General features: G+C 41.9%; 11 protein-coding genes. All 11 read right to left on the reverse strand.

Going from position 1 to position 13,657, the window contains the following annotated elements; translation table 11 throughout:
- Window position 1: 1 nt before the first annotated feature.
- The gene (locus OCV73_RS01570) at window positions 2-6,166 is read right to left on the reverse strand and encodes a non-ribosomal peptide synthetase (protein ID WP_004312211.1); all 6,165 of its coding nucleotides are present in this window, start codon (window positions 6,164-6,166) and stop codon (window positions 2-4) included.
- 464 nt (window positions 6,167-6,630) lie between these two features.
- The gene (locus tag OCV73_RS01575) at window positions 6,631-7,053 is read right to left on the reverse strand and encodes an integrase (RefSeq protein WP_004312210.1); all 423 of its coding nucleotides are present in this window, start codon (window positions 7,051-7,053) and stop codon (window positions 6,631-6,633) included.
- A 27-nt stretch (window positions 7,054-7,080) separates the two neighbouring features.
- On the reverse strand, window positions 7,081-7,617 hold the full coding sequence (locus tag OCV73_RS01580) for an Ntn hydrolase family protein (protein WP_004292644.1): 537 nt from the start codon (window positions 7,615-7,617) through the stop codon (window positions 7,081-7,083).
- 6 nt (window positions 7,618-7,623) lie between these two features.
- Window positions 7,624-8,856: a hypothetical protein gene (locus tag OCV73_RS01585; RefSeq protein WP_004292643.1), complete on the reverse strand. Its 1,233-nt coding sequence runs from the start codon at window positions 8,854-8,856 to the stop codon at window positions 7,624-7,626.
- Complete coding sequence (locus tag OCV73_RS01590; protein ID WP_004292642.1) at window positions 8,853-9,290, reverse strand: plasmid mobilization protein; 438 nt, start codon at window positions 9,288-9,290, stop codon at window positions 8,853-8,855. The genes OCV73_RS01585 and OCV73_RS01590 overlap by 4 nt, the downstream gene beginning before the upstream one ends.
- Window positions 9,291-9,431: 141 nt before the next feature.
- On the reverse strand, window positions 9,432-9,947 hold the full coding sequence (locus OCV73_RS01595; RefSeq protein ID WP_005942618.1) for a hypothetical protein: 516 nt from the start codon (window positions 9,945-9,947) through the stop codon (window positions 9,432-9,434).
- Between the two features lie 111 nt (window positions 9,948-10,058).
- Window positions 10,059-10,532 carry a hypothetical protein gene (locus OCV73_RS01600; RefSeq protein WP_004312208.1) on the reverse strand — a complete coding sequence of 158 codons (474 nt, stop codon included), beginning with the start codon at window positions 10,530-10,532 and terminating at the stop codon, window positions 10,059-10,061.
- A 30-nt stretch (window positions 10,533-10,562) separates the two neighbouring features.
- The gene (locus OCV73_RS01605) at window positions 10,563-10,805 is read right to left on the reverse strand and encodes a helix-turn-helix domain-containing protein (RefSeq protein WP_004292639.1); all 243 of its coding nucleotides are present in this window, start codon (window positions 10,803-10,805) and stop codon (window positions 10,563-10,565) included.
- Between the two features lie 233 nt (window positions 10,806-11,038).
- On the reverse strand, window positions 11,039-11,452 hold the full coding sequence (locus tag OCV73_RS01610) for a hypothetical protein (RefSeq protein WP_004312207.1): 414 nt from the start codon (window positions 11,450-11,452) through the stop codon (window positions 11,039-11,041).
- On the reverse strand, window positions 11,449-12,069 hold the full coding sequence (locus OCV73_RS01615; protein WP_004312206.1) for a hypothetical protein: 621 nt from the start codon (window positions 12,067-12,069) through the stop codon (window positions 11,449-11,451). The genes OCV73_RS01610 and OCV73_RS01615 overlap by 4 nt, the downstream gene beginning before the upstream one ends.
- Before the next feature lie 5 nt (window positions 12,070-12,074).
- A complete protein-coding gene (locus tag OCV73_RS01620; RefSeq protein WP_004292637.1) occupies window positions 12,075-13,505 on the reverse strand; it encodes an AAA family ATPase in 1,431 nt (476 codons plus the stop codon).
- Window positions 13,506-13,657 lie beyond the last annotated feature (152 nt).

A 13,657-nucleotide genomic window follows, 5' to 3' on the forward strand; every position in this document is an offset into this window, starting at 1 on the left:
TTTATACATGCAATTCTATATAATTCATTATCAACTTAGCTAATTCCGCATGATATTTTGTAATAAGAACATGCCCTCCTGGCAATTGGTGGAAAGAAACTTTCTGAAAGTAATTATTCCATAGATGTTGATTGTTTCGAATTGTAGGCTCATCCTCTCTACCGACGATGGAACATAATGGGGTTTTCAATTTACAATCAAGAAACTTGTAATTTACCATTGCTACAGTATTCATTCTCAACTCATGCAAATATTCATGTTTTTCTTCATCTGATAAAGTTGCGATCAATTCTTCATTCAACAGATCTTTTGCACGTGAATAATCCAAAAGGGCATTATCGTCATTTGAAAAGAATTGCATTAAGTCATCACGCAATGTAGGAGGAGTTCCACCAATCATTATAATACCCTGTATCGGAATATTTTCTTGTTCAAATCGTTTACAGATATCATAAGCAATATAGCAACTGTAAGAATATCCCATGATAAACAAAGGAATCTCTTTATCAGCCTCTTTCAGTTCATTGGCTAATAGCGCACCAACTTCTTCTACAGAGGACTTTATCTCACGTCCATCTCCATGTCCCGGATATTGTACTGTATATAAGTTGATTTCTCCGGTAAAATCCCCAGAAAATGTACTATACATACCAGGGGTTCCTGCTGCATATGGAAGACATATAAGTTTTGCATATGGAGTAGAAACCTTTTTCATACAAATGAGATTCTCAACTTTATTATTCTCTATTTCTTGTTCAAGCAGTTCGGCTATCGTAGGTTTATCGAATAAATCTTTTAATTTGATGTTGGTTAATCCGACCTCCTTTAATTCTTTTATTAACCTTACAGATCGGATAGAGTCGCCTCCTATATCCCAGAAATTATCAAATACACCTACCTCTGGTATCCCTAATACCTTTTCCCAGATTAAGGTTATTTGTTTTTCCCTTTCATTCCTTGGACCTACAATATCCCTTTTAACAAAATTTTGTTTCTGATTCGCAATATTGGGTAATTGCTTCTTGTCTGTTTTTCCATTGGCAGAAATTGGAATCTGCTCTATTCTAGCCATTGCGGAAGGTAACATATAGTGAGGTATCTTCATTTGCAGAACAGACATTATATCCTTGTATTCTAAATCACAATTATTTGCTGTAACATAAAAAGCTACAACTACAGGCTGTTTGTTTACATCATATTGAATCTCTGCACAAGCCTCTGTAATACCTGATACTTTTAATAAAGCATTCTCTATTTCTCCTAATTCAATTCTATACCCTCTGACATTTACTTGAAAATCTTTACGTCCTACAAATACAATATCGCCAGTTACAGTCATCTTTACAACGTCTCCTGTATTATATACAATTCCTTCATGAGTAATAGGATTATTGATAAATACAGATTTCGTTTTCTCTTCTTTATTCAAATAACCACATGACACTCCCTCGCCTCCAATATAAAGGATACCAGGAACTTCTGGTAGTGTATATTCTAAATTATCATTTAATACATATACTTGTGTATTATAAATCGGTTTCCCTATTGGAACTATATTTAAATGACATTTGCCGTCTTCTTCAATCGGGATAGGATAAAAAGTGGAAGCCACCGTTGTTTCTGTAGGGCCGTATTCATTAATAAATTTGTGCAAAGGATAATTTTCTAACCACCTGTTTATATCCGAAACATTGATAATTTCAGCACCCAGCATAATAGTCATATTGGGTGATAGGTTTACAGGTCTCTCCAAAAATCCCAACATATTTACCAACATTGAAAAATGAGAGGGAGTTACATTCAAAAAATTGATTTTTTCTTCATCTATAAAATACAGAAGTTTCTCTATATCTTTAGTTGCATTATCGGAAAGAATGTGTAAAGAAGCTCCGGCAATGAAAGGTAGCCAATTAGAAGTAACAGTCATATCAAAGGAATACGATGTTATTAAAGCAAACCTGTTATTACAGTTTACATTAAACGCTTCTTTCTCATAATTCAAAAAATTGGATACATTTCTATGCCTAAGCATTGTACCTTTAGGTTGTCCTGTTGAACCAGAAGTATAAATCATATAAATCAAATCATCAGGAGTATTACAAGGTACTATATTATCCATAGATTGACTATTTATATCATTTACGGTGTATCGACGATATGTATCAGGTAAAGGAATAGAATCATCATCAAGTAACACACAATGTTTAATGTTGGGGGTATATGAACTATTAATATTGTCTACATGTATTCCTTGAGTTACAAGAACTTCTGCTCCACAGTCATTTATCATATACTGTATTCTATCCGAAGGATAAGAAGGGTCAATTGGCACATACGCCCCACCTGCTAAAAGAATTCCAAGTTGTACTATAGGCAAATCAAGCGTTCTGTTCAGTAATAAAGCAACCTTAGAATTTCGTACCACTCCAAGAGAACGTAAGAAATGCGCCATCTGATTAGCTTTTTTCCAAAACTCTGTATAAGTTAAAGAAACTCCTTGATAAGAGATCGCCTCTCTATTAGGATACAAATCTACAGTATTACTGATCTGTTCATATATTGTTTTAAGAGGATAAGCATGTTCTGTTTTATTTGTTTGCTCCAATAATTTTATATAGAAGAGAGGGAGTATATTTGAACATGAACGCTCTTCGTATCCCTTAGTGTTTGTATCATCTACCAATTGGTTAAGCATAGACGTGAATTGTTCAGAAAGTAGTTGTATGTATTCCGCATCAAATAGCTCACGAACATAATTCCAATCAAAACACCATTTATTTTCCCATGTATACATAACAAGGTCTATATAAGTACCAGGTGCACCTGTCTGTACTTTAGGCGCACCAATTGTCAAATATCTAGATGAATGACTGATACCTTTGGGAAGCATATTGATAGAATTACTAAAAATAATTGCACTCAAAGAGCTTTGTTTTAAGCCTTCCTGTTCTGCGATTTTTCTGGACAATTCTATTGAAGATATTGGATACTCAAGCATGGTTCGTACAAATTGTTCTATCTTACGTGCAATAGAAACAATCGGTTCTTGTGGAGATGTTTGGATACGGACAGGGAAAATATCAAGAAAACTACCTATTATATTTTTTGCATTAGGTAAATGCTGTTCCCTGTTAAATACAGGCATGTTGATAATGAGATCATTTTGTCCAGACCACAAATTCATCAGTTTAAAATAGCATGCCATAAGTAAGGAATTAAGGCATATACCAGAAGTATGAGAACTGATTTCAAGAACTTTATTCATCAATAAAGAATCCAATTCCGTATGTAAGGTATTAAAATGGACTTTATTTATTAAAGATGGCTGACATTTCGTGGGAATAGATATTTTCTCTGGTAAATCTTTAAACACCTTTAGGGCAAAATCCATTGCATTCTGATATCGCTTTGTTTGCCTTCTGAATCTCTCCACAAAAACATAGTCAGAAAAAGTTAGACCTTTTTCTTGTTCAACAGTTATTTCTTTACCAGCGATAAACTGATCATAAGTTGATGTTAATTCTTGAAGGAATTGAAAAAAGCTGAAACCATCAATTATCTGGTGATCAATATGTATAATTAATTCATGTTCATCTTCCCCTGTTTTATAAATATTACAATAGAATAAAGGATACTCTTTAAGGTCAAATCTGTGATCATGATCTTTTTCGTCCTTTTGTAAAAAGAATGTTTCCTGTTGTTCTTTGTTCATTGAAGTTATATCTTCATAAGAACTTTTAAATGTCGGATATTCAGGAAGAGTTATCATCTCAGGTTTATCCGACTCTTCGGAAAGAATAGAATGTAACAATGGATGACAGTTAATAATGTGATTTAACGTCTTGTCCCAACATGCTGGATCAAAAAAACCTTTCAATTGTGTCCGACAAATGATATAACAACTTAATCCTGTCGGTTCATTACGGATAAAACTTTTACTGTGATAGAATAATGTTTCTTGGAAATCCATTAACGGAAAAGAATACCCCTCTGGAGTTGCATAGCGTTCCTTAATGGTTTGTGCTATATCTCGTATACAAGTTTTATCTTTTATATCATCTAATGTTATTTTATCAAAAACTTCAGTTAAGCGCTTCATCATTTGATATACAGCGGCAAAAGAAGTCACTTTAGTTATAATATTTTCTGTATATTGTATTTCTAAAGAGGGAATTCCTATTTCTTCGCTGATAAACTCTCGAACTAACAGTTCATATTCATTTAAAGGAGATTGAAGTTCTTTTAATAAATATTGTTCAAGATAATGTTTTTGAGAGACTAAGGTCGGATATTTATAGAAGAAACTATTTTCTAATTTAATATTTAACAGTTCTTCAAGTTTAGAAACAGCCATCATACTGCGTATTGAGTCTCCTCCTAAAGAAAAGAAGTTATCTTCTATATGAATGAGGTTTGTTTTTAAAACTTCTGACCATATTTTTTTGAGAACCAATAAATAATCCATATTATGAGATTCTTTGTTTAGTTTTACAATTGATTTATTATACTGTCCTTGCTCAAAATACTTTGCCATAGATCGACGTTTTATTTTAGAGCTAGAAGTTCTGAGTATTTCTCCTTTTTTTATCTTTATAGAGTATTCTGGAGCAAATCCAACTTTGTCTGCTAGAAATGCGTTACATTCATTTATTAATTGTCTTATTTGTTCTTCCGACATTTTTCTTGATAATACAAAGAAATGAAGTACAATTTCACGATTTTCTGTAGAAGAATAAAAAGATGTAAATACAGTTTTTTCAATTGAAAGACCAAATTTCTCTAAGACACAATTTTCTAAATCAAAAGGATGAAAGTTTTGTCCATTTACTATAATTGTTTCCTTTTTTCGACCTACTATATAAAGAATATTGTTATAATCAAAAAAGCCCAAATCTCCTGTACTTAACCAACCGTCTTTTAATACTTCATCTGTTGATTGTATGTCATTATAATAACCAGACATGACACAAGCGCCTTTTACTTGAATCTCTCCTAAATTTAAATTATTTTGAGGAATACCGTCTTTAACAATGCGTACTTGTAAGCCTGGTAATATTCTACCTGCACTAACAAATTCACAAAAATCTTGTTGTTTATCGACTAATTTGATAATCCCTTCATAGAACGCCTCTCTATTTATTCTTATATTTTTATTTCCATAACCCGGTAAACAGGAAGAAACAATCAATGTTGTTTCAGCCATTCCATATGAAGGGCGGAATGCATTTCGATTAAACCCAAGTTGAAAAAGGGGGGATAATCGGACGTATAAATTAGATGGAACCATTTCTGCTCCAATTGAAAGAGTCTTCACTTGAGATAAATCCAATTCTTTTATGTCATTAGATTGTTCTAACTTTTGAATTAACAAATCCAATCCTGAAGGTGTCGTACCGCCACAAATACTTACTTGATATTCGGAAATTTTCTTTAGAAAAATCAAAGGATCTCTTAAAAAGGAAAAAGGCTCTATTTTTATTTCTGTAATTTGGTTATACAAACAAACCAAATGATTTCCAAATAGACCATAATCATGAAAATATGGCATCCAGTGAATCAAAGTATCTTCAGTTGTAATTTCATCCGCAAGAGTTTTTATTTTCAAATTAGTTAAAATATTGTTAAAACTAAGCATGACTCCTTTGGGTGCCCCTGTACTTCCTGATGAAAACTGAATAACACATAAATCTTTACTATCTCTTTTAGGTATGTGTAAAGAATAATCTTGCAACAAATCCAATTGTTTCATAATATCTTCAACACACACAGCTTTATGAAATGAAGATTTATAATATTCAAATAGATTAATATCATTTGTTATAAGTGTAACTACACCTAATATATCAATTGCATTCTTTAGGCGTTCAAAAGCAATAGAGTTCTTATTACTGAATTGTACAGAAGGCATTAAAACGGGTATACAACCTGCCATAACACATCCCCAAAATAATAATATAAAATTTTCGGATTTTTCAACAGAGATTATTATCTTACTGACAGGCTTTACTTGATAGTAAGATTTTAAAATAAAAGCTATTTTTCTAGATTTTTCTCGTAACTCTGAATAAGTTAGAAAAAGATCACATTGACTATTATTTACAATAACAATTCCTTTTGTCGGCACTTTATGTGCTGCTTCTTCCAACAATTCATATAGGTTTTCCATCTTGCTTTATTTTTTGCCCGCAAAGTTCGTTTGTTTAGCTAAATCCATCAATACCAATTATTAGGTATTTTTAATAAATTGTTGTATGCATATAATATTACTTAAATTATATATTTCTATTTATTGTGTGTAGCTATCGTATTAGTAGTCAGTTGATATTAATTTATATTAGATTGTTATACATAATCATTTATGATAAGGAAATATTACCTACAAAGGGGTATTATATGTATTTTTACCTTCCTATTTTTTGTAAAATGATAAGTTCTTTATATCTCATAAATAACTATTGCTTCTTTATTAAGACCTAGAAATCATCACATTTAATATATTACTGATACGCAATGCTCTAAAAATATTTAGTTATTTACTATAACAGTCAATGTATATTTCAGGTATACCTGATAATCTTCCATTATCATCTGGTCTATTACTGCCAACGGAACGTCCTTGTTATCCCGGAATCATTTGAAGCTGCCGAGTGCGGTATGGTAGTTCTTGGCCGTACCGATGTGATTTAATTGGCAGAGTCGCTCGATGAGATTCTCCATGAATATAAAAAGGGTATTTTCTTTTTCGGTGCACCGGAACTCCATAATTATATCTTCAGATGAATAACCTCGTCGTAGCAGATCGAATCTTTCAATAATCCTGTTCAGCTTTTCCAAATTCTCCTCCAGTTTTCGGATTATTGTCTGAATAACGGTTATCCGTTCGCCAGCCGGTGCCGAAACAGGTCTTGACTGTTTATCATCCCATTCATGAGAGAACACCTTATAACCGGTTGTGATTTGCCTGACGACACGGCGGTGAGTTACAAAATAAACGATAGTGCCCGGACGGCCTTCGACTGTTGACGGGCGGAATTTCACCTTTACTGTTGTCATACTTATATTTATTTAATTGGTAATGTTTCATTCTCGTCTTAACTTGCGGCATATAAAAATGGTCAACGTGACACAGACAACGAGAAAAGCAGCGGTACAGCCGAGTACTTCCCACAGCAATATGCTATGTATAAGACGAGCGTTCGCGGCGCAGGTACAAACGAAAGCCGCCGCGAGGGAGATGATTGCCTCTACCATACACCAGAAAGCGGTTGCGGAGATAAGCACACGGTCATTCGCCGAGAGGCGTCCGGCTAGCCTTGCGCATTCCCGTTCCATCCTGTCGGCCATCTTCCGGCAGATTTTCTCTCCCTCCTGTTCAAGCGTCTTTCTCGCTTCCTCGCCGAGTGTGACCGTGCTTGCCCCACGCAGGGAAGAAACAGCCCCGTCCATTTTGGGCAGGGCTTCCGAAAGTCTGTTTTCGAGCTTTTCCACGTTGGCACTAAGAATGCGGACAGCTTCATAATTGTTTTTCAGCGCATCGATTATGCGGTCTTGCTCCTGCATTTTTTCGGCAGTCGGAAGTGCCCCGTCTATTTCCGAGAAATCGAATTTTTTATTCATAGGCTGTTATCTTTTTCGTCCTGTCTTCGGTTTCTTTCCGATTACCCTTGCCGCTTCACGGGCGCACCGGCGTGCCCATTCCCGTTCGTCCTCGTCCTCGCGTCTTCCCCAAGGCAGGTCGTTGGAACTGCCGCCACCACCTCCCGAAGGAACCGCCGGAGTATCGAGCATCCCGACGAAAAGTGCCGCAGCCATGTCCGTGAGGTCACGGCTGTTGGCTGTCTCCCGGTAGTCGAACTCGTCATTGAATACGTCCAACGCTTCATCGGGAATGAAGAACCGGCGGCTTTCCCCGTCGATGTCGATATGGTACGGGCTGGTACCGGGACGATAGCCGGTGTATTGCGGAACCGGTGTCGTTCCTTGTGCGTGAACCGGAATCGTCCGGGGTGTAGTCGGTATAGATTTCCCTGCGGCGGGCTGTGTCGAAACAGTCCTTGTCTTGGGAGCCGCGTGCAGCTTTTTCCACGTGCTTTCAAGTTTGGTCGCCATGAGGTTGCGCCCCCTGCCGAGTTCGGAAGCCTTGTATCTGGCGTTGCCTTTCTTCAGCACGTAACCGCGCAATATCTTCTTGTTGTCGCGCAGCTCCCAAAACTCATATCCCTTGCTCCGGAGTCTGGCCACGTACTCGTCCCATGACCAGCTTTCCATGGATTGCAGGGTTTCCATGCAGTCCCGGTTCACCTGCCCGATGTTCGTCTCACGTACTTCGGCGGCAGTCGTCCAGCCCCGTTTCAGGGCCACACGCTCGGCTGCCCGCTGTGCCCGCAGGTGTATGTCATGGTCGTTGTTGATATTCCCCCGTTCGTCGATACGGCAGAACGCACCGTGAAGGTGGGGAATGCCGCTCTTGGATTCCAGATGCAGCCACACCGTGCCCTTGCTGCCTTTGAGGGCGGTTTTCGGGGAATAGGTCTTGCCGTTCTTGTCAAGCAGTTCGATGTTGTCGAACTCATCCGTGAAGTCGTCCCACAACCTTTGCCAGTCGTCGATGGTAAAGTCTTTGGTGTGTTCCGGCGCAGGGCTGACCTCGATGCGGATGACGGAATTTTTGACCCGTTTGGACTTCTCCAGCGTCAGCCGCATAGAATCCCATATACCCGTGGCATCCAGACCGGGCGGCAGCAGATTGTCCCCCACGTGGAAGATGCGTTCGGGATGTTTCTTGTTCCTCGATTCTCCCGTGATGTACCTGATGTCATTTATCCCGTGGGAGATGGATTTCGCTTTCCCTATCATGGCTCGTCCTCCCTGTCTTCACCGTTCCTTGTCCCGTCGGGCAGGCGGTTGGAAAACCGTACCTTGTCGAGCACGTCCGTGACACGCTCGGCCAGCCTGCCGAGTTCCTTGAGCCATTCGAGCATGAAAGGGTAACTGTTAAACATCTGTCTGCGCTTTTCGGGGTTCATGCCACGGAGCGCGGACGTGTAGTTCACGAGGTCGCTGCGGCATCCTATAAGGGTCTCCATGACCGCCTCCTGCCTTGCCGTCAGCCTCGCTTTCGGCCTGTAGTTGAAAGCTCTTGCCAGCACGTAGCTGCTGACGGTCATGCCGCACTCGGCGGCAAGGCGGCGGATGTACTGTTTCTGTTCCACGGTGACTTTGGCTCCGATGTATTCGGTGCGGCTGCCGCCGGACGGAAATGATGTGTCTTGCTTATTGTCTTCTGTCATAACTGTTGTTTTATAAGGGTTAAGCGGTGCGAGCCTGCGAGCGCCGCCACCGGCGAACTGCCAGTGAGCCGCGAGAGCGCCAAGGGATGACTGACCGAAGGGAGGTGATACCTTGGCATATCTCGAAACTGAAAGACGTTTTCACCTCTCCTGCGGCGTGCCTCCGCTGCCGGATAAAATGCCATTCAAAGGCCGTTCAGATGCCGTTCGAATACCATTCAGGGCGGGATTGCAAAGGTTTACGACGTGGAAGTTCTGAAAGTCCGTCCATTCCTCGACACAGGTCATGGAAGCGACGGAAGCGGTTTTGGAAGCGTCCACCGCTATCATGCCCAGCTTTTCCATCGTTGCAAGGAGATTGCGGATTCTTTTTCTCCCTATGTTCCATTCCTCCGCGAGTCTGGTTTCCGAGAACTGGAACTGTCCGGGCTGCAATTCCTGCGGCCTGCGGAATGAATCGCCCCTGCCGGGGGACAGTCGCATCCGTGAGAGCAGGTCATAAAAAAGAGTATGGTTGCCGATTGTATTGCCGTCGTCATCTTTCGTTGTCCCTCCGAGCCATTCGATTGCCTCTGCGGTAAAGTGGATGCGGACTGTACGGAAGCCCTGCGGCTTTTTGAAAAGGGATGTTTCCTTGTTCCTCTTGTTTTCTTGCATAATTCAATAAAAAATAAGGGAATGGAGTATCGGAAAACCTACAACAGTTTCAATGAGATAGTGCGTGCGGGAGTTTCCTTGTCCGTCCGATACCCCGTTCCGGTTTTGACATCAGTTCCGGTTCACGTTGGCGGCGGGTTGGGATTGCAGGTGTCCCCGTGCGTCCTCCACCGCCTTGAAGTCGGAAGAGATTTTCATCAGCACGATGCTGACGCGGCAGAGCTGGCCGATGTCAACGAAATCCTTGACGGCTTCCAACAGTTTTTGCGCACGTTCCTGACGGTGTTTCATCACGGCCTCGTTACTTGTTCCGTTTTCTTTGGCAAGCCCGTGATTGAGAAAGCGGTTGACAGCCAACATGTCCGTCGCCTCAATCGTTGCGGTATCGCCGTTGCCCGTCCCGTAACCGACCATTACCCGTATGGAATCGGCCTCGTAGGGGGAACAGCCGCGAAGAAAGTCCAGAATGGTCTGTACCTTCGCGCTGATTACGGGTCTGCTCTCTTTCTTTCTCTGTTCCTTGTTCGGGGATTCCTGAACCGTGGCATTCCTGATACCCGGTTCCATGTTCTTTGAATTGTCCATAACTGCATTGTTCTAAAAAAGGTTGATGAATCATTTGTTTTTCTCATGTGTTACCAGATAGTGGGATGCCTCGCTGTCGATCTCGACCTGCGATTTCACCCGTACCCGTTTCAGCCATGCGTCGAGGTCTTCCTTGGCGAAGAAGCACAGCTTGCCGCCCGGCTTGTAGTAAGGGATTGCGCGGCGCATCATCATCTTGTAGAGATAGCTTGGCTTCAGTCCGAGGTAACGGGCTGCTTCCGTGGTGGTCATCAAATTACGTTCACTTTCCATATACGTTCATTTTTATTGTTACTTGTACTTTCGTAGAATCGGAATCTGCTGTTTTTTCAGACTTTTCCTTTCTTCTGTTTCCGATGCAAAGTTAAGTTTGCTCCAAGGTGGGCCAATGGGGGACGAATGGGGAAAGTGCATGAAAAGAAAATGCGCCATACCGTTGTGTATGAACGGTATAGCGCATAGCTATAATGGGAAGATACCGGGCTGAATGGGGAAACGACGGGCGGTTATGGGGTACCTTTCAGCCGTCTTGCGTTTTCAACGGCCTTGTCGATGGATTTGCGGAAATCTTGATTCTCTTTGGTGGCAGCATTGTTGCAAACATCGCTGCGGTGCTTGTCGTAGTAGGATTTGGATATGCCGCAGCGTTTCAGGAACTCTTCCGACCAGAGTTTCCCGCGCTCTCGCGGCCTGATGGTACGGGCGATGGAAAACACCATGTAACAGATGCGAAGGTTCTCTTTCGGGCGCACGATGACCTCCCGTTCGGTGGGTTTCAGGTTCAGGAAGTTCACGAAGTCGCTGCCCGACAGATACTCGAACTGGTAGTCGTTGCACACCTCGTAAATGAACAGGCACAGGGCGAGGTCAACGGTATCCATCCATGCGGTGGTCTCTTGCAGCAGGCCTGCACGGTTCATGGGTTGCCCTCCTTCACGCGTCTGATGTCGGAGATGATGCTTCCGGCGATTCCTTGCAGACGCTCCACCAGCACGTCGAGGAATACCGGTTTGAAGCACCAGACACAGAAATTCCGGTCACGCTCCTGCTGCCATTCCTTATATGATAGGTTTGCGTGTGCATGAGCTTGGTCATATTTTGCCTTTGCTACTCCGCACTCCGTGTCGAGCGACCTGTATTCTTCCGAATCCAGAGGCAGGAAATCCAACCGGTTACTCATTGCCGAATACTCGCGCCAAAGTTCTGTGGCGGCTGTTTTCGCTTCCTCGTACCGGTGTTCAAAGGGGCTTAGATATTCCTCGAAAAGGGCTTCAAAGTTCACTGTCTGCAACGGTGTCCTGTCGAGTGAAAGGTATTTGTTCGTTTCCGAAAGAAGGGAAGAAGAAAAGTCCAGAAGTTGTCCGGGGTTCTCCTTTACCAGACAGGCTGCCTCCTTGACAAGAAGGTTCGTGTCGTTGAAATCCTGATAGAACAGGGACGGCGGCAAGGCCTGTTCAAAAGACAAGACGCCTTGTCCGTAAGTTGCAAGAAGCGTGTTCACTTCGTGCAACCGTTGTGTTATTTGCCGTATCATCATAATCGTCAGGAATTGAAAAGGTCGTCCATCGTCACCTCGCTGTGGACGATGCTTCTGTTCTTGCCATTGGCCACACCATACGTCGTGATAAAGGTATGAACCAGTGTCTTGTTGGTCTTGGTAAGTTCCCTGAACAAACCGGAACGGTCACGCAACCGGCGTTCGTATTCGGGCTTGATACGGTATGTGTCCATGCAGAATTTCATCTCGCACAGGTGTATGATCCGGTCAGCCCGCTCTATTATCATGTCTATTTGTCCGCCGGGCATTCCTTCCTCCTTATTGGGCTTGACCTGCCATGTGGACAAGGATGTAGCCATGCCCCTTATTCCCAAAGCCGACTTGATCTGTTTATGATGTCTCATGCAGACAAGCTCGAAACTGCTACCCATCCAGTCGAATACATTTCCGGAATCAAGATGATTGCTCCACCATTCATCATCGTGTGAGAGGTTGTCGGCAAGGAACTTGAAATAGAACAGCGAAAAGAAATCCGTAAGCCTGTAAACGGCTCCGCGACGTTTGTTGCCGTACTGAAGCCATTTCTCTATCATATCGGACCTTTCAAGGTTTTTTATCGCCTTGGTTATGTTGCTGCTCTTCGATGATAGTGACTGGAATATGTCCTTGCTTGTCATTCCCGATTCGTGTTCGCTGAGTAGTTGTACGATTGACGTGTACAGGTCGGCATTGTCGAAAAGGGCGTTGTATAGCTCCTCGAACTCCAGTTTCAAAAGTGCGCCTTCATTGAAAAACAGCCGGTCTATATTCTGGGAAAGGCTCAACGCGGGGTCAAGAAGGCTGTAATAAAACGGAACACCGCCAAGCACCATGTATGTCTGGGTAAGCTGGTAACGATCCCATTCGATGCCTCTGGTAGCGAGATACCGCTCCGTCTCATTCAGGGTGAACGGGGACAGATGCAGGTTACACGTCACTCTGGCATGGAGGCCTCCCTTGTTGGCGACAATCTTGTCTTTCATCCATGAGGTCGCGGACCCCGTGGCGATAAGCATGATGTTCCGCTGTGACATGGCCCAGCCGTTCCAGAAGTTTTCAAGGGCCGACACGAATATGGATTTTCCCGAATCCATCCAAGGCATTTCATCTATGAACACAATCCGTTTACGGTCAGCGGGCAGGGACGACAGGTATTCTTCAAGGGCATAAAAGGCTTCATCCCAGTTGCTTAAATGGGAGAACTTTTTTCCCGAATAACTGTTGAGCACATTCAGGAAGTTGTTCAACTGTCTGCGGGTGGTCATTCCATGCGCACCGACATATTTGAAATCAAACTCCCGGTCGAAAAATTCTTCAATCAGGAATGTCTTTCCGATACGCCGCCTGCCGTAGACTATGACCAGCTCCGATCTGTCCGAGTTCAGGCATCTTTCCAGTTCCGCGTGTTCTTTGTCGCGGCCAATAAGTTTATCCATACTTTCATGTTTTGATGCAAAATTACGCATTTGGAATTGCCCAAGCAAATTTTAGAACCACTTATTTGATATTATCTATGAAATATTACGCTGTAAATTCAGATATAAGGTTTTGTGAGGTTTATGAACTGCGTCCATAAATCTGAAATTAT

It is taken from the genome of Barnesiella propionica, from assembly GCF_025567045.1.
GTDB lineage: Bacteria > Bacteroidota > Bacteroidia > Bacteroidales > Barnesiellaceae > Barnesiella_B > Barnesiella_B propionica.